This window comes from Microbulbifer harenosus (genome assembly GCF_005771435.1).
Lineage (GTDB): Bacteria > Pseudomonadota > Gammaproteobacteria > Pseudomonadales > Cellvibrionaceae > Microbulbifer > Microbulbifer harenosus.
In genome coordinates, this window is sequence record NZ_VANI01000010.1 from 198,036 (window position 1) to 215,251 (window position 17,216).

Sequence of the window (17,216 nt, forward strand, 5' to 3'; positions counted from 1 at the left end):
GTTCTGACAAATGAACGTTACCGTATTTGGCACCGGCTATGTGGGCCTGGTACAAGCCGCTGTACTGGCGGAAGCCGGCCACCGGGTTACCTGCGTGGATATCGACGAAAACAAGATTGAGCGCCTGAAGCAGGGTCATATCCCGATCTTCGAGCCGGGCCTGGAACCGATCGTCAAGCGCAACAACGAATCCGGCAATCTCAACTTCACTACCGATGCCGCCGCTGGCGTCGCCCACGGAGACCTGATTTTCATTGCCGTCGGCACACCACCGGACGAGGACGGCTCCGCCGATCTGCGCTACGTACTCGCAGTGGCGCGCACCATCGCCGAGCACATGAGTGGCAAGAAATACATCATTAACAAATCCACCGTACCGGTGGGCACCGCAGACAAGGTACGCGAGCAGGTGACCCGCACACTGCAGGAGCGCAACGCGCTAAACCTTGAGTTCGATGTGATTTCCAACCCGGAATTTCTCAAGGAAGGCTCGGCGGTGGCGGACTGTATGAAGCCGGACCGCATCATTATCGGCACCAGCGAACACGCATCCGAGCAGAAGATGCGCCAGCTGTATGCGCCCTTCAACCGAAATCACGACAAGGTCATCGTGATGGACGTGCGCAGCGCGGAACTGGCCAAGTACGCGGCCAACTGCATGCTCGCCACCAAAATCAGTTTCATGAACGAGATGGCGGTGATTGCCGACAAAGTGGGCGCGGACATTGAAGCCGTGCGCCAGGGCATCGGCTCCGACCCGCGCATCGGCTACCATTTCATCTACCCCGGCATCGGCTACGGCGGCTCCTGCTTCCCCAAAGATGTGCAGGCTCTGAAAACCACCGCAACCCAGCTGGGGCTCGAACCCAAAGTCCTGAACGCGGTGGAAGAGCGCAACCAGCGCCAGAAGCACTACCTGCTGGAAAAAATCGTGCAGCGCTACGGCAAGGATCTCTCCGGTATGACCTTCGCGCTGTGGGGCCTGTCATTCAAGCCCAACACCGACGACATGCGCGAGGCACCCAGCCGCGTGCTGATGGAAAACCTGTGGGATATGGGAGCGAAGGTGCGCGCGTTTGACCCGGAAGCCATGCACGAGTGCGAGCGCATCTACGGAAATCGCGACGACCTGCAACTGTGCGGCACCCGCGACAGCGCCCTGTCCGGCGCGGATGCGCTGATCATTGCCACCGAGTGGCAGCAGTTCAAATCACTGGACCACAATACCGTACGCGACAGCCTGAAAACGCCGGTGGTATTCGACGGTCGCAACCTCTACGATCCGCTGGATATGGCAGAAGCCGGGTTTGAATACTTCTGTGTGGGGCGCCCGCAAGCTAAAGCCAGCCTCCCCCCAGCAACGCAACCGAGTTCCATTTAGAGAAAGTCCCATATGCCCGAACAAGGCAAGCCCGAAACCATTCACCTGGTGGTGCTGGAACTGCACCACCACGGTGAACTGCTGAAGAATCTTTACGACACCCTGAAGCTGAATAATTTCAAGCTAACCCTTGTCACCATACCCAAGGTTTACAAAGATTCTGGCCTGCCTTCAGCAGGCAGTGACCCGCGCCTTGATATTCAACTCAAGAAGCCGGAAGAATACATTGCCGATTTTCTACAGAGAATGGCACCGGTCTTCGCATCTGCCGACATCATCTATTTCAATACCGTCGCCGGTTACTGGAAAGAGGTAAACCGCATTCGCTTTACCGCTCCGGCGATCATCAGGATCCACAATGCTCACTGCGACCTGAGCCCGCTCAGACACTTTCGGAACCCGGTATTAAACAGCCCTGCCATACTCTCCCACCTGTTGCGCAAAGTGCTGATCGGCCGGGAGTGGAACCTCAGGAAAAGCCTATTTGAAAAAATTGACTATGTGATGTTTCCTAATGAAACCATCACTCACTATGTCAAAGACCACAACTGGGTAGACCCACAAAAGATTCTCGACCCGGTGTTGCCTTTTGGCTACCTTGGAGAAAAAGAACTCAGGAAAATCCCAGACATCAACCAACGCGATACAATCAATATTGCCATCACTGGCAAAGTGACCAACTGCAAGAAAGACTTCACTTTGGTTTACCGCGCGCTTAGAAAATACCTGCAAGACCCCAACTCCCCACGAGTCAAACTGACCCTACTGGGCAACGCCGGACATAAGCAGGTTGGCAATATTATCCGGAACTTTGAGAGCCTGACATCTGACAGATTCCACCTAGATTACAGCACTGATTACGTGCCAGCAGAGGAATTTGAAAAGAAGGTGGCATCAGTGGATTTTTTTGTCGCTCCAATAAAGATTGATACTCACTTCAAAAAATATCGGGAAGTTTACGGCAAGAGCAAAATGTCAGGAGTTGAAAACGACATTTTACGATATCGAAAACCGTCGCTAATCCCCTCCAACTACATAATCGAAAGCCCTCTCGACAAAGCGATAGAGTACTTCCCTCCTGATCCTGAATCACTGGCAAACTCCATAAAAAGCTGGGCAATTAATCAAACATACAGGGAAATCGCGCTCGCGTTTAACCAGATGAAAAAGTATAACCGTAACGACATAGCTGACAACTTCTACGATCTATGCAAAAAAATGAAACACCAAAAGCAAGCAAACAAAGAATCAAGTTAAAAAGCAAGAAAACATCAACGCTTCGGCTGCACAGGTAAACCTGCACAGCCGGACCAATGGATACGTGTACTCAGAACTTACAAAGTCCAAACCCCCAAGGAGGTTATCTCATCCTTGCTCTCTACCTGCAATAAATACACTGCCTTACCCACAGGAATTTCCACTTTGTATTCACGAGATGTAGTCTCCCCAAATATCGGAGACACTCTTTTATTGGTTACAAAATAGATGGATGAAAGTGTAACGCGACCATTACGGGTAACCAGGGACCCCCTTATCGCAACAAGAAATTCCCCATCCTGAAGGATAAAACTACTTATCGAACCGCCGCTACCACCGTACCACGGGGAATATAAGGAACCACCATTATCAGTGCACTTCTTGAACCTCAAGCCATCGATTCGACTTCCATGGCGAACATCAAACCTGCAAATATTCCCATCGGTAAATTGAAAAAAGTCGTCATAAACTCCATTCTTTCCGCCGATAGCGGTGCGCAATAAATTATCTGGATCATTGCCGCGCTGCCCATCAGAAAACACCAGACCTACTGCATCCAGCTCTTTGTTCGCCCGCCCGAAAAGCCCCACAATTCCCGGAACGGAATAATCAAAGGGGGATATTGATTGATATGACACACCATCCTGAATGAGAAGCTTAGTTGTCTTGGTTCCGTAGAGTGGTGAAGTGACTCTGGTGGAGGAAGACGAGCTTCCAATTCTATTTTTTTCAAGCTGCAACCCAAAAATGCGCTCACCGCCATCTCGCCTACCAAGGTAGACCTTCAAACCACTAAGATATTCAGCACTGGAAATGGCAAAAAAGGACTCACTACCGCCACCCCCACCAAACCTCTGTGAACGATACGAATTTCCACTTTTGTCGCAAACTTTCAATTGAATCGCATCAATCCGGCTTCCATGTCGGATATAAACCCCACAGACACGCTCATGATCCGCCACAACGGTCTGAAAGTAATTCCCCCCAGTGCCGCCGACAGGTCCCTGCCAGTAATTTTTTGCAAACCCTACAGCGGGAAAAACAATAAAAAGAAAAAGAAAAATACTCTTGCGCATAAATAATTTCACCTTCCATTGATGATTTTAGGCGGCGAGATACTAAGCACTGAAATTAGACGCGTAAAGCGCAATCTTTGCGGATTAGCAAGTTTTTTCAAAAAATGCAGACAGAACCAGCGCAATAGGCACGAACGTATCGGAAAAATTCCGGAACTGGTACCCACGCATCAGAAGCTACAGAATAAATGCGAGAAATTAGTAGACCGAACCAATATTCTGTATTGCTTACCGTTGAAAAACACGCCCCCAATTCAGATCGAGAAACTTAATATTTAGAAACAGACAAATCTCAGGGAATGAAATAAAGAGAGAGAAAAAAGAAAGGCGAAAAGCTCTCCCCCTACACGGAGAAGAGCTTTGAACGATTAAACTGCGGCGAGACGCTCATTGATTCCGTCATTAGACACATCGCTGAGCCACCCCATATGCGCCTGGCTCTTGCCCTGCACCGCATCGAAATACATCTGCTGCAGACGTTTGGTGATGGGTCCGCGGCGGCCCGCGCCTATAGTGCGGCCGTCGAGCATGCGGATGGGCAGGACTTCCGCCGCGGTGCCGGTGAAGAAGGCCTCGTCGGCGATATACACCTCGTCGCGGGTGATGCGTTTTTCCACCACTTTGTAGCCGCACTCCTCCGCCAGCTGGATTACCGACTTGCGGGTAATCCCGTCGAGACAGGAGGTCAGTTCCGGGGTGTAGATCACGCCGTCGCTCACCAGGAAGAAATTCTCACCGCTGCCCTCGGCCACGTAGCCTTCCGGATCCAGCAGCAGGGCTTCCTCGCAGCCGTTGCGGATTGCCTCCTGCAACGCCAGCATGGAGTTGATGTAGTTGCCATTGGCCTTCGCCTTGCACATGGCGATGTTCACGTGGTGGCGGGTGTAGGACGAGGTGTTGACCTTGATACCCAGCTCGCGGGCCTCGGGGCTCATGTAGCTCGGCCACTCCCAGGCGGCGACAATTACATGGGTTTCGAGCTTGTCAGCGCGCAGACCCATGCCTTCGGAGCCGTAAAACGCCATCGGGCGCAGGTAGGCCTCCTTCAGGCCATTTTCACGCACCACCAGACGCTGAGCTTCATTCAGCTGCTCGGCATCCCACGGCATGGGCATGTTCATGATCTTGGCGGAGCGGAACAGGCGGCGGGTATGCTCCTGCAAGCGGAAGATGCTGGTGCCGCCGTCGGCGGTCTGATAGGCGCGCACGCCTTCGAACACGCCCATTCCGTAGTGCAAAGTGTGGGTGAGTACGTGGACACGCGCATCGCGCCACGGAACCAGCTCACCATCAAACCAGATAACGCCGTCTCTATCGGCAAAAGACATGGGGAAACTCCTGCAAGAATTCAGTTACGCACTCTGTAGGAGTCTAGGCCTGGGGAGGGAAATCGAGCCCGGAACAAGCGGGAGGATCGAATCAGTTCGCCAGCAGGCTGGCTCCTACAGCACAGAGCCAGTGAAAAACAGTTTAAGCGGGCAGCCAATTTAGACACTGGTGACGGAAACTCTCCCGGGGGAGTTGCTTCAGCCCAGTATCTGCTGCCAGGTTTTTTCAACGGTCTTTCTTTCCGCTTCGAAGTGGTCACCGGATACAACCCCCGGCAGCTGTTGTAATGCCAGGCGATGACCTTCTGATCGGTAGGCTTTGTAGGCGTCGATCAAATGCTCGGCTTGGTGGGCCGGCATCAGGCCCGCCTCGGTGAGGCTCTCAAGAATGCGGATATTGTCGGTATATCGCACGATTGATGGGGCGCTATGCGCCCAGGCCAATGCGGCATATTGAACCATAAATTCGATATCGACAATACCGCCCCGGCCATGCTTGAGATCGAATTCCCGATCATTGCTCTTATCCAGCTGTGCACGCATCTTATTGCGCATTTCTACCACCTCATCGCGCAATTTCTGCTCGTCACGCTGGGAGCACAACAGGTCGGTTCGCAGGGCTTCGAATGCCGCGCCGAGGCGTTCACTGCCCGCCACCGGACGGGTGCGCACCAGCGCCTGGTGCTCCCAGGTCCAGGCGCTCTCACGCTGGTATTTCTCGAACGCGGCCAGCGAGGTGACAAGCAGGCCGGAATTACCGGATGGACGCAGGCGGGTATCCACTTCATACAGCGGACCGCTCAGGGTGCGGGTCTGCAGAATATGAATCAGGCGCTGGGCGAGACGGGTGTAGAAACTCAGGTTGTCGATGGGTCTCTCGCCGTCGGTGTACTGCTGCGCCTCGGCGTCGTGCACGAATACGATATCCAGATCCGAGCCGTGACCGAGCTCAAGACCGCCGAGCTTGCCGTAAGCGACGATGGCAAAGCGCATTTCCTCTGCGCTGGTATTCGCCGGCGCACCGTGTTTTTCCGTCACCTGCTGCCAGGCGAGCGCGAGCGACTGCTGCAGAATCGCCTCGGCGAGCCAGGTCAGCGAGTCGCTCACTTTCATCAGCGGCAGCGCGCCGGTAATTTCCTGGGCTGCGGTGCGCAGGCTCTGGCCCTGCTTGAAGTGGCGCAACGCTTCCATCTGCGCCTCCAGGTCTTCCGGGTCCACCCGCAGCATGTGCTGGCGCAGATCGTCGGCGATGTCCTTTGCCGTGGACGGCTGCAACAGGCGGCGCTGGTCGAGCATTTCATCCAGCAGGATCGGGTGGCGCGCCAGTTGCTCGGCGATCCACGGCGAAGCGCTGCACAGCCGCAGCAGCTGCGCCAGCACCGGCGGGTTCTCAATGATCAGTACCAGATAGGCACTGCGGCGCAATATCGAGCGCAGTAGCGGCATCACCCGCGCCAGCGCCAGTAATGGCTCACTCACTTCGGACGCCGCCGCCAGCAACAGCGGCATGGTCTGGTCCAGACGCTGGCGACCGGACGCCGGCAGCGCGGCAACGATACGGTCTCCGTGCAACTCGGCGAGGATTTCCAGTGCTTTGGACGCGGGCTGAAAGCCGCCCTCATGCAACTGTTCCAGCCAGGTATCCCGCTCCTCCGCACGCGCACAACCGGCCCATAACATCTGCCACTGCTCGCTGGGATTGATCTCGCCACTCTCTTCCGGCGGCGCGATCACCTCGTCGAATTCCCGCTCAATTACCGCGCGGGCTTCCGCCAGTTCCAGCGCCAATGCCGTCCAGTCGGCATAGCCCAGAGCGAACGCCAACTGCTCGCGACGCGCAGGCTCCGCTGGCAGGGTCTGGGTCTGCTGGTCTTTTTCCGCCTGCAGGCCGTGCTCCACCCGGCGCAACAGCAGATAGGCCTCGCGCAGCTGCGCCGCGCAACCTTCGGGCAGATGCCCACCGGCCTCCAGCAGCGGCAGCACTTTGAGAATATTGCGCACCCGCAGGTCTGGTTCGCGCCCGCCGCGAATCAACTGGAAGGCCTGGGCGATGAATTCCACCTCACGGATACCACCGCGGCCCAGCTTGATGTTGTCGGTCATGCCGCGCGCGCGCACCTGGCGCTGGATCAGGGTTTTCATTTCCCGCAGCGCTTCAATCACGCTGAAATCGATATAGCGGCGATAGGTAAACGGGCGCAGCAGCTCCATCAATTCCTCCGCCGCCTCCGCCGCACCTTCACCACTCATGGCCACCGGGCGCGCCTTGATCATGGCGTAGCGCTCCCACTCGCGCCCCTGGGTCTGGTAGTAGTCCTCCAGCGCGGCGTAGTGGCTCACCAGCGGACCGCTGTCGCCGTAGGGGCGCAGGCGCATATCCACACGGAATACGAAGCCGTCGGCGGTGGTAGCGTCGAGGGACTTGATCAGCCGCTGGCCCAGGCGCTGGAAAAACGCCTGGTTTTCCAACGGGCTCTGACCATCGCTCTGTCCGGGTTCCGGGTAGGCAAAAATCAGATCGATATCCGACGACAGGTTCAGCTCCCGCGCCCCCAGCTTGCCCATGCCCAGCACGATCATCGGCTGCGCGACGCCCTCGCGGTTGCGCGGTTGCCCATGACGCGCAACCAGCGACTGCCAGTGCCAATCGAGCGCTGCTTGAATGCACACTTCTGCCAGCCCGGTAAGTCGCGCACAGGCAGCGGGAATATCCCACTGGCCAGCAAAATCCCGCCAGATTACCTCCGCATTCACCCGGTTGCGCAACCGACGCAGCGCACGCTCCAGCTGCTCCTCGCTCTCCAGTTCATCCAGCGCGGGAGCCACCAGGCCGCAATCGCCCTCCGCCAGCAGCGCCGGCAACAGATCCGGCTGGCGCGTGCACTGCTGCACAAAAAAATCCGAGCCCACAAACCCCCGGGCCACACTCATGGCCTTCGCTCTATCCGCCAGCAAAGACTCAACCTGCGCAGCAGCCTCCATACCGACTGCAGCGCTCCAGGTATTCCAGCGCTGGGCAAACAGGGATTGGTGTTGCGGGGGGCAGAGATCGGTCAATGGCATCCGGGCTTCTCCTGTGAACGGGCTCCAGCCCATCTTTACGGTAAGAGCCTGAGTATACATTGGCCGTCACCGGAATCCTCGCCGCCCTGCGCCCGCGCTCTTGAACTTTCTTTAGAAGACCCTATCTAACCGACGATCCATTGCCACCAATCTTTCGTCAGAACCCTGTTTTTATTGCGGGCCACCCCGTTTTACGAGCATGACTATTTCGACTGATTACACACTTCACCTCAAGCACCCCCATAACTTCCGGGCCGCGGCAACCTGTCGCCGCGCCATGCGACGCGTACCCATCTACCTGCCCATCTCGCGTCCACCACCGTAATCACTTTCGAATTATTACCACTCAACTTCGCGCGAAGGCGTCACTGTCCGGTACAGCCTTGCGAGACCTTCTAAAACAGGGATGTTTTAGAAGAGCCCCCATGGATGGGTCTACGGCGTGTCTCGCAAGGCTGTACCGGACAGTGGCGCCGCCACGGAGCTGATTAAACCCCCGAAGCATTACCACCACCCCCTGACAACCAAACCAAAAGGAGGACAAGGTGCTGGAAGTCACCCACCTCAGCCGTTGCTACGGCGACTTCAAAGCCGTCGACGGCGTCAGTTTTAACATCGGCAAAGGCGAAATTGTCGGCCTGCTCGGCCACAACGGCGCCGGCAAAACCACCATCATGAAAATGCTCTCCGGCTATCTGGAACCGGATACCGGCAGCGTAAAGATTGATGGCATCGACATGGCCGACAAGCCCAAAACCCTGCAACGGCAATTGGGCTACCTGCCGGAAAATCTTCCGGTTTATGGAGAGATGAGCGTCGCCGACTACCTCGACTACGCCGCCTCACTGAAAGGCCTCGACGGCCAGGAAAAAATCGACGAAATCCGCCGCGCCATCAAAGCCACGGAGCTCGGCGACAAACTGCACGCGCGCATCCACACCCTCTCACGGGGCTACAAACAGCGCGTCGGCGTCGCCCAGGCCATCCTCGGGCGCCCGCGGCTGCTGATCCTGGATGAGCCCACCAACGGCCTCGATCCGACACAGACCCGGCAGATGCGCGCACTGATAAAAGACATCGCGCGCGAAGCCACCGTGATCCTCTCCACCCACATCATGCAGGAAGTGGAAGCCCTGTGTGACCGGGTGCTGATCATTCACAGTGGCAGCCTCGCGGTAGATGAAAAACTCGACCGCCTGCGCCGCGCCAACAGTATCTGGCTTGAGACCTCCGCCACCGATGCCCGCGACGTACTCGCGCGCCTTGGCAAGGAGCAGGGTATTCACAGGGTAGAGGCTCTGAAAACTGCCGGGCAGTTCCGCATCGTCCTCGCAGAGGGTGCCAACCTGCGCAGCGCCAGCGCGACCATCGCGCGCACGCTGATTGCCGCCGGAGGCGAACTCTACCGCCTGCAACCGGAACAGCGGGACCTGGAAAGCCTGTTCCGTCAGGTAAATGAAAACAACAAAGAACAACACACGGAGGCAATGGAAGATGCGGCCTGATTCCAACGTTCAAGTCAGCGGCAGACAACTGATCCAGCGTGTCGCCGCCAAAGAACTCACCCTGTTTTTTGCCTCGCCGGTGGCATATCTGTTCCTCGCCACCTTTGCCGCGGTGAGCCTGTTCGTGTTTTTCTGGGGCGAGGCCTTTTTTGCCCGCAACATCGCCGACGTGCGCCCACTGTTCGAGTGGATGCCGCTGCTGCTGATTTTCCTTAGCAGCGCGCTCACCATGCGCCTGTGGAGCGACGAGCGCGCCAAAGGCACGCTGGAACATGTCCTCACCCAACCCGCTCCGCTGTGGCAGTTTGTGGTGGGCAAGTTTGTCGGCTGCTTAGCGCTGCTCGGCATTGCGCTGGCCATCACCCTGCCGCTGCCCATCACCGTGGCGCTGATCGGCGAGCTGGACTGGGGCCCGGTGTGGGCGGGTTATCTCGCCACCTTTCTGCTGGGGGCCGCGTATCTGAGTATCGGCCTGTTCGTGTCCGCCCGAGCCAGCAACCAGATCGTCAGCCTGATTGTGGCATCGGCCCTGTGCGGGGTTTTCTACCTGGTCGGCACACCGCTGCTCACCGACTTTTTCGGCAACAGCGCCGGCGAGTGGCTGCGCAGCCTAAGCACCGGTGCGCGCTTTGACGCCATCACCCGCGGCGTCATCGATCTGCCGGACCTCTATTACTACCTGAGCCTGTGCGCGGTGTTCCTGGCCCTCAATACGCTGGTGCTGGAGCGCGAGCGCTGGGCCGCCGGCGGCGATCGCAAGCACCGCCGCGCCTGGCAGACGGTTACCGCTCTGCTAGTGGTCAACGCCCTGGGGGCCAACCTGTGGCTGGGGCAATTGAAATCCCTGCGCGCGGATGTGACCGAGGGCAATCTGTATTCCATCTCCCCGGCTACCGAGCAGTATCTGGACCAGCTGCAGGAACCGCTGCTGATCCGCGGTTATTTCAGCGGCAAAACCCATCCACTGTTAGCTCCGCTGGTACCGCAGATGCGCGACCTGCTGCGGGAATATGAAGTGGCCGGCGACGGCCGCGTGCGGGTGGAAATCATCGACCCGACCCAGGAACCGGAACTGGAAGAGGAAGCCAACCGCAAATACGGCATAGCGCCGGTGCCCTTCCAGGTGGCGGACCGCTACCAGGCTTCCATCGTCAGCTCCTATTTCGATGTGCTGGTGCAGTACGGTGACGAGTACGAGGTACTGGGCTTCCGCGATCTGATCGAGGTGAATGCGGAGCGCGAGGCGGATATCGACGTGCAGCTGCGCAACCCGGAATACGACCTCACCCGCGCGATCAAGAAAGTTCTGCAGAGCTACCAGAGCGAGGGCAACCTGTTCGACACGGTGCAGGGCAAGCTGGCGTTTACCGCCTATGTGTCCGCCGAAGAACAGTTGCCTGAACAGCTGGCGGAGTTCAAACAGTCCATCCGCACGTCGGTGGAAAAAATGCAGGCCGACGCCGGCGACCGCCTGAGTGTCGAATTTGTCGACCCGCAGGCGGACGGCGGTGTGGTGGCACAGCAGATCGCCGAGGACTACGGCTTCCAGCCCATGGCCGCGAGCCTGGTCGGGCGCCCCTTCTATTTCTACCTAACCCTCGCCCGCGATGAACAGCATGACAAAGTGGTGCAGATCCCGCTGGACGACCTCAGCGCCGACACCTTCGAGCGCAATCTGGAAGCGGGCATCAAGCGCTTTGCCAGCGGCTTTACCAAGACCGTGGCGCTGGTGACGCCGGCGGACGATTTCAGCCAGGGCATGGGCGGCGGTGCCCGCTTCAGCCAGCTGGAAACCCTGCTCGGCGCCGAGCTGAATGTGGAGCGCGAGGACCTGAGCGACGGTCGCGTCTCCGGCAACGCGGATATCCTGATGCTGCTGGCGCCGCGCAACCTGAGCGAAAAGGCCCTGTATGCCGTGGACCAGTTCCTGATGCAGGGCGGCACCGTGATCGCCGCCACCTCCCCGTACAGCGCCAACCTGTCCAACCGCAGCCTGAGCCTGAACCGGGTCAACAGCGGTCTGGAAAGCTGGCTCGACCATATGGGCCTGAAGGTGGACAACAAACTGGTGCTGGACCCGCAGAATAGCGCCTTCCCGGTGCCGGTGACCCGCAATGTGGGCGGCTTCCAGCTGCAGGAACTGCGCATGCTGGACTACCCCTACTTTATCGACGTGCGCGGCGACGGCCTGAACGCCGACAACCCCATCACCGGCAGCCTGCCCCAGGCCACCCTCAGCTGGGCGTCGCCAATCCGCGTGGACGAGGAGAAGTCCGCCGCGCGCACCATCACCCCGCTGCTGCACAGCTCGCAGGATTCCTGGCTGTCCAGCAGCACCAGCGTGATGCCGCGCTACGTGGACGGACAGATCAGCGCCTTCACCCCCGAGGGCGAGCGCGCCTCGCAGCTGCTGGGCGTGGTGAGTGCCGGGCGCTTCGACTCCTACTTCGCCGACAAGCCCTCGCCGCTGGCGCAGCAGTCGGAAGAAGTAACAGAAGACAAAGAAGAAGCTGCAACTGACGCGACCGAACTGGACAATCTGCCGAGCCAGATCAGCCGCTCGCCGGAATCCGCGCGCATCATCCTGTTCGCCTCCAACGACTTCCTGCGCGATCAGGTGGTGCGCATGAGCGGCGCGGCCACCGGTGGCGACTACCTCAACACCCTGCAGCTGGCGGCCAACAGCGTGGACTGGTCTCTCGAAGACGCCGGCCTGCTCGGCATCCGCGCCCGCGGCCACTTCAACCGCACCCTGCCGCCGATGGAACAGGACAGCCGCCTGTTCTGGGAAACCCTGAACTATATCGCCGCGCTGCTGGCACTGGGCATCGTCGCCCTGATCCAGACCCTGCGCAGTCGCGCCCGCCAGCAGCGCTATCAGCAGCTGCTGGCCGGCTGAGGAGGAACGGAAGCATGAAGAATCTGCAAAAAATATTGAGCGGAGTGCTGGCACTGCAGCTGGTACTGGCCGCGGGCCTGTTCTGGGACGCAAGTGCCCGGCAACAGGCGCAGGCCCAGCAGACCCGGCTGGTAGACGCCGAAACCGACGCACTCAAGCGTCTGGAAATTGCCGGCGACGGCAACAGCGTCACCCTGGCCAGAAAAAACGGCCAGTGGCAGTTGCCGGACCTGCACGATCTGCCGGTCGACAGCGACAAGCTCGACACACTGCTGGAAAAACTCACCGCGCTCAAAGGCAACTGGCCGGTGGCCACCAGCGCGAGCGCCCGCGAGCGCTTTGAGGTGGCGGAAGACAAATTCCGCAAACACCTGAAGCTGTACACCGCGGAGGGCGACACGCCAGCGCTGGAGTTGTTTGTGGGTACCTCGCCCGGTTTCCGCAAAGTGCACGTGCGCCGCGCCGGAGACGACGCCATCTATGCGGTGGAACTGAACAGTTTCGACCTGCCGGAAAATGCCGACAGCTGGCTGGACAAAACCCTGCTTGCCGCCGGCGACATCGAGCACATCGAAGGGCCCGACTACCAGCTGCGCAAAGATGGCGAAAACTGGAAATTCGCAGACACTGGCAGTGAAGCCGCGCCCGCAGTGGACCCCGGCAAAGCCCGCGAGCTCGCCAGTGCGTTGGAGAAGCTGCGTATCACCGCACCAGTTTCCGAGGTGCCAGAAGTCGAGGAAACCGAAGTACTTGTGCAGACCAAAGACGGCGAACTGCGCTACCGCTTCTTGCACGCGGACGACAAATACTATGTGCGCCGGAGTGACCGCGAGCAGGTGTTTGAAATCGCCAAGTACGACTTCGATCGCGTAACGGACAAGCGCCACGACAATCTGGTACTGGTGGAGCGGGAGGAAAAGGAACAAACCGCGGAAGGTGATAAACAGGAGGATTCGGAAGATCCAGCCGCGTAATTCACTCGCCAATAAAAAACCGCGCAACCGCGCGGTTTTTTATTGGGTGCTCATTATTGCCGAGCAAGGTCATGAGTAGAACAGCTTGCCCTCTCCCATCTTGATCACATTGCCGCCGATACGGCAGCGTACTTCCCGGCCATTTTTCTTATCAAACTCCACATGCAGCACACTCTTGCGAGTGGCCACGCTGCCGCGATCTACGGAAAAGGTGTGGGTGCCCGTGGCGGTTTCCTGCTGCTCGGCAAGGTAGGCAATGAATTCCGGCATTACATTGCCGATGGGCGGATACACGTCTTTCGCCAAACCGGGATTCAGCAGGCGACCGTGAAACTCAGTGCCGCCGGTAATGGAGCCCGGTGCAAACAGGAACAGCTCGGAAGTGTACATATCTCCCAGTAATTCTGCCCAGCGCTCGTGATTCAGGCTCGCCGCCACGACATGCTCGGGGCGGGTGAACGGCACGATCAGAGTGGGCCGGTCGACGCTCACCACCATGGATTTATATTTACTGAAGGAAATATGCTTTTCCTCGGTGTTGAGCGCCGCCGCGAGGCGGGCCACTTCCGGGGTGTAGCGGTCGACAGTGGGCGACAGCACGCGGGCAAACTGGATCGCGCCTGGCACACCGTCCCGGTCATCGATAAAGCTTTCGATCAGCCCACTGTCCTGTTCCAGCAGAAACGAGGCAAAGGCCCCTTCGCTTTTACTGAGCCCCAGCTCAAAGGCCATAAATGAAGCGGCGAGGATGGTGTGGGCACCAAAGTGCTGCGGGCCTTTAGCGGTGTATACGCTGGCGGGAACGGGATGTTCCGGCTGGATAAAAACGGTCTCGGTCTGCTGGAATTCGCTGGCGATGGCTTTTTTTGCCGCTTCATCCAGAGTGTGGCCCGCCAGGTTCACCACCGGGATCTGGGTGCCCTGAAATGGGGCGTTGGCAAATACATCCAGCAAAGCGTATTCAATCGTCATCTTTATCGTCCTTTTTATTGTTTATCCGTCATTGCGGTCGCTTCCCTGACTATGGCGTATCGGCGAGAGAATGCAAACACAGCGCGCGAAATCAGAAAGCGATATCCGGTGGCGGCGCCACCCGCAGAACTTCCTGTACGGTGGTAATTCCCGCTGCCACCTTGCGCGCGCCGGATAACCGCAGGCTGTTCATTCCCTCGCGCATGCCCTGGCGGCGCACCAGTTGCAGGTCGCAGTCGTGGGTGACCAGCGCCTGCACACCCTCGGAAAACAGCAGGATTTCGTAGATGCCCTGGCGGCCGCGGTAACCGGTGTTGCGGCAGTCGAGGCAGCCCTCCGGCTGATACACCACCTCGGGCTTGGGCGCCTTCCAGGGTTTCACCAGCGCCTGCCAGTCCTCGTCGCTGATCTCTGCCTTGCGCTTGCAGTTGGGGCACAGGGTGCGCACCAGGCGCTGGGCCATCACCCCGAGCACGGTGGATTTCAGCAGGTAGTGCGGCAAGCCAAGGTCCAGCAGGCGGGTCACGGCAGTGGGCGCGTCGTTGGTGTGCAGGGTGGAAATCACCAGGTGACCGGTGAGCGCGGCCTGCACCGCCATCTGTGCAGTCTCCAGGTCGCGGATCTCCCCCACCATGATGATGTCCGGGTCCTGCCGCATCAGGGTGCGGATGCCGGCGGCGAAATCCAGGCCAATGCTGTGATGGACCTGGGTCTGGTTGAAATTTTCCTCGACCATCTCGATAGGGTCTTCGATGGTGGAAACATTCACCTCGCTCGAAGCCAGCTGCTTGAGCGCCGTATACAAGGTGGTGGTTTTACCGGAGCCGGTGGGGCCGGTGACCAGCACAATACCGTTGGGGCGCCCGAGCATGGTCTGCCAGCGGGCCAGATCGTCGCCGGCGAGGCCCAGGTCGTGGTAGGAACGCGCCAGTACCTCGGGATCAAAGATCCGCATCACCAGCTTTTCACCGAACGCGGTGGGCAGGGTGGAGAGGCGCAGTTCCACCTCGCTGCCGTCCGGGCGCTTGGTCTTGATGCGGCCGTCCTGGGGTTTGCGCTTCTCTGCCACGTTCATGCGCCCGAGAATTTTCAGGCGGCTGGTGACAGCGGCGTTGACCTGGTCCGGCAGTTCGTGGATCGGGTGCAGGATGCCGTCGATGCGGAAGCGGATGCGCCCCACGTCCCGGCGCGGCTCGATATGGATGTCACTGGCGCGCTGGTCGAAGGCGTGCTGCAGCAGCCAGTCGACAATATTGACGATGTGCTGGTCATTGGCCTCCGGGTCCTTCAGGTTGCCGAGTTCCAGCAGCTGTTCGAAATTGTTGGCGCCGGACGTGCCCTTGAGACCGCTGGCGCCGGTGATGGAGTGGGCCAGGGAGTAGAACTCGGTGCAATAGCGCTTGATGTCCGCGGGGTCTGCCACCACCCGCTGCACGGTGCGACCACTGGTGTGTTCCAGTTGCTCCTCCCAGCCGGAGGTGTAGGGCTGGGCGGTGGCCACCAGCAGCATCTCCTTGCTGGCCTCCACACACAGAATCTGGTGGCGTTTGGCGAACTGGAAGCTCATCACCTCAGTCACCGCCGCTACATTCACCTTCAGCGGGTCGATGTGGTACAGGCCGTGGGAGGAGGTATCCGCCAGCCACTGGGTAAGAAAGAACGCATCCAGCACCTTGCCGGGCTTTTTCAGGTTGGGCAGCTCACAGCTGGCGATATAGCTGAGCGGGTGCATCTGCGCCTGCTCCGCGGTGCGCGGGGTACCGATCAGGCGATTGGCGTCCGGGCGGCCCACATAGCCCTGGCTCACCAGGTCTTCCAGCAACCCCGCCAGGTCGAGAAACCTGTCTGCCATTCTGCTCACAGCCATACCCTTGCACCCGTCTACGCTTAGTGTGATGGCGCATTGTAGCTTTTATGGCGGACGGCAACAGTGCGACCGGTCCGCAGAAAATTGCCGAGACCCTTTAGTCAAAAACAGGCGTCACTGTGCCCTCGGCAGATGTTGGGGTACCATGCCGCCAAATTTGGCCGCCCCGGTGGCTTTTCAACCAACTGTCAGGACCGGAAAAAGGAACAGACCATGCCCCTGTCCAATATCGCCAACCTGTTCGGCCGCTCGCCGATCAAGCCCATCAAGGAGCACATGGCGACCGCCCACGAGGCGTCAGCGGATCTGGTGCCCTTCTTCGAAGCCCTTATGCATGAGGACTTCGACACCGCCAAAACCATCCAGCAGCGCATCTCCGCGACCGAGAACCGCGCCGACGACATAAAGAAAGATCTGCGCCTGCACCTGCCGGACAGTCTGTTCATGCCGGTTTCCCGCACCGACCTGCTGGAGCTGTTGCACGCCCAGGACGAAGTGGCCAACACCGCCCAGGACATCGCCGGTCTCGCCATCGGCCGCCAGATGCTGGTACCCGAGGCTCTGCGCACGCAGATGCAGACCTTCGTCGAGAGCGCCGTAGCCGCCTCCGCCCAGGCCCTCACCGCCATTAACGAGCTGGATGAGCTGCTGGAGTCCGGCTTCGCCGGGCGCGAAGTGGATATCGCCCAGCGCATGACCGAAGAGCTGGACGAACTCGAGCGCAAATCCGACAAACTCGAAGTTCAGGTGCGCGCTGCCCTGTTCAAGATCGAAAAAGAACTGCCTCCCGTGGATGTGATTTTCCTCTATCGCGTCATCGAGTGGGTCGGCGACCTGGCCGACCGCGCGCACGCTGTCGGCAACCGATTGCAATTGTTGCTGGCGCGTTAAAGG

Annotated in this window: 11 protein-coding genes; 6 read left to right on the plus strand and 5 right to left on the minus strand. The window is 59.0% G+C overall.

All coding sequences use genetic code 11. The features are described 5' to 3' along the window. The first annotated feature begins 10 nt into the window (after positions 1-10). Together FDY93_RS10325 and FDY93_RS10330 are read left to right on the plus strand one after the other, a co-directional pair. Positions 11-1,381, plus strand: coding sequence for a UDP-glucose dehydrogenase family protein (locus tag FDY93_RS10325; RefSeq protein WP_138235657.1), 1,371 nt, complete (start codon positions 11-13; stop codon positions 1,379-1,381). Between the two features lie 12 nt (positions 1,382-1,393). After that, positions 1,394-2,638, plus strand: a complete 1,245-nt coding sequence (locus FDY93_RS10330; protein WP_138235658.1) for a glycosyltransferase family 4 protein — start codon at positions 1,394-1,396, stop codon at positions 2,636-2,638. 77 nt (positions 2,639-2,715) lie between these two features. Here FDY93_RS10330 and FDY93_RS10335 read toward each other — a convergent pair whose 3' ends face one another. The 3 genes from FDY93_RS10335 to glnE all read right to left on the minus strand — a co-directional run bounded on the left by FDY93_RS10335 (position 2,716) and on the right by glnE (position 8,105). Next, positions 2,716-3,714, minus strand: coding sequence for a jacalin-like lectin (locus FDY93_RS10335; protein WP_138235659.1), 999 nt, complete (start codon positions 3,712-3,714; stop codon positions 2,716-2,718). Between the two features lie 368 nt (positions 3,715-4,082). After that, positions 4,083-5,042, minus strand: a complete 960-nt coding sequence (locus FDY93_RS10340) for a branched-chain amino acid transaminase (protein ID WP_138235660.1) — start codon at positions 5,040-5,042, stop codon at positions 4,083-4,085. Positions 5,043-5,240: 198 nt separating this feature from the next. Further along, positions 5,241-8,105, minus strand: a complete 2,865-nt coding sequence (glnE, locus tag FDY93_RS10345) for a bifunctional [glutamate--ammonia ligase]-adenylyl-L-tyrosine phosphorylase/[glutamate--ammonia-ligase] adenylyltransferase (protein WP_138235661.1) — start codon at positions 8,103-8,105, stop codon at positions 5,241-5,243. A 545-nt stretch (positions 8,106-8,650) separates the two neighbouring features. On the opposite strand from glnE, the gene FDY93_RS10350 reads away from it, so the two are divergent. The 3 genes from FDY93_RS10350 to FDY93_RS10360 are packed head-to-tail and all read left to right on the plus strand — an operon-like array spanning position 8,651 to position 13,483. Continuing rightward, positions 8,651-9,610: an ABC transporter ATP-binding protein gene (locus tag FDY93_RS10350; protein WP_138235662.1), complete on the plus strand. Its 960-nt coding sequence runs from the start codon at positions 8,651-8,653 to the stop codon at positions 9,608-9,610. After that, entirely contained in the window at positions 9,600-12,509 is a 2,910-nt protein-coding gene (locus FDY93_RS10355) for a Gldg family protein (protein ID WP_138235663.1), read from the plus strand. Before FDY93_RS10350 ends, FDY93_RS10355 begins: the two co-directional genes overlap by 11 nt. A 14-nt stretch (positions 12,510-12,523) precedes the next feature. Then, a complete protein-coding gene (locus tag FDY93_RS10360) occupies positions 12,524-13,483 on the plus strand; it encodes a DUF4340 domain-containing protein (RefSeq protein WP_138235664.1) in 960 nt (319 codons plus the stop codon). A gap of 69 nt (positions 13,484-13,552) precedes the next feature. Here FDY93_RS10360 and FDY93_RS10365 read toward each other — a convergent pair whose 3' ends face one another. Both FDY93_RS10365 and tfpB read right to left on the minus strand, forming a co-directional pair. Beyond that, complete coding sequence (locus tag FDY93_RS10365) at positions 13,553-14,455, minus strand: PhzF family phenazine biosynthesis protein (RefSeq protein ID WP_138235665.1); 903 nt, start codon at positions 14,453-14,455, stop codon at positions 13,553-13,555. Between the two features lie 91 nt (positions 14,456-14,546). After that, a complete protein-coding gene (gene tfpB, locus FDY93_RS10370; RefSeq protein ID WP_138235666.1) occupies positions 14,547-16,322 on the minus strand; it encodes a type IV pilus assembly ATPase TfpB in 1,776 nt (591 codons plus the stop codon). A 213-nt stretch (positions 16,323-16,535) separates the two neighbouring features. Here tfpB and FDY93_RS10375 point away from each other — a divergent pair, with 213 nt between their 5' ends. Continuing rightward, positions 16,536-17,213, plus strand: coding sequence for a TIGR00153 family protein (locus tag FDY93_RS10375; protein ID WP_138235667.1), 678 nt, complete (start codon positions 16,536-16,538; stop codon positions 17,211-17,213). Positions 17,214-17,216: the final 3 nt, after the last annotated feature.

What these genes read in the sequence shown, in the direction of transcription:
- FDY93_RS10325 (WP_138235657.1), top strand. Translation starts at nt 11, where the DNA reads ATGAACGTTACCGTATTTGGCACCGGCTATGTGGGCCTGGTACAAGCC.
- FDY93_RS10365 (WP_138235665.1), bottom strand. Translation starts at nt 14,455, where the DNA reads ATGACGATTGAATACGCTTTGCTGGATGTATTTGCCAACGCCCCATTT.
- FDY93_RS10375 (WP_138235667.1), top strand. Translation starts at nt 16,536, where the DNA reads ATGCCCCTGTCCAATATCGCCAACCTGTTCGGCCGCTCGCCGATCAAG.
- FDY93_RS10335 (WP_138235659.1), bottom strand. Translation starts at nt 3,714, where the DNA reads ATGCGCAAGAGTATTTTTCTTTTTCTTTTTATTGTTTTTCCCGCTGTA.
- FDY93_RS10355 (WP_138235663.1), top strand. Translation starts at nt 9,600, where the DNA reads ATGCGGCCTGATTCCAACGTTCAAGTCAGCGGCAGACAACTGATCCAG.
- FDY93_RS10330 (WP_138235658.1), top strand. Translation starts at nt 1,394, where the DNA reads ATGCCCGAACAAGGCAAGCCCGAAACCATTCACCTGGTGGTGCTGGAA.
- tfpB (WP_138235666.1), bottom strand. Translation starts at nt 16,322, where the DNA reads ATGGCTGTGAGCAGAATGGCAGACAGGTTTCTCGACCTGGCGGGGTTG.
- FDY93_RS10360 (WP_138235664.1), top strand. Translation starts at nt 12,524, where the DNA reads ATGAAGAATCTGCAAAAAATATTGAGCGGAGTGCTGGCACTGCAGCTG.
- FDY93_RS10340 (WP_138235660.1), bottom strand. Translation starts at nt 5,042, where the DNA reads ATGTCTTTTGCCGATAGAGACGGCGTTATCTGGTTTGATGGTGAGCTG.
- glnE (WP_138235661.1), bottom strand. Translation starts at nt 8,105, where the DNA reads ATGCCATTGACCGATCTCTGCCCCCCGCAACACCAATCCCTGTTTGCC.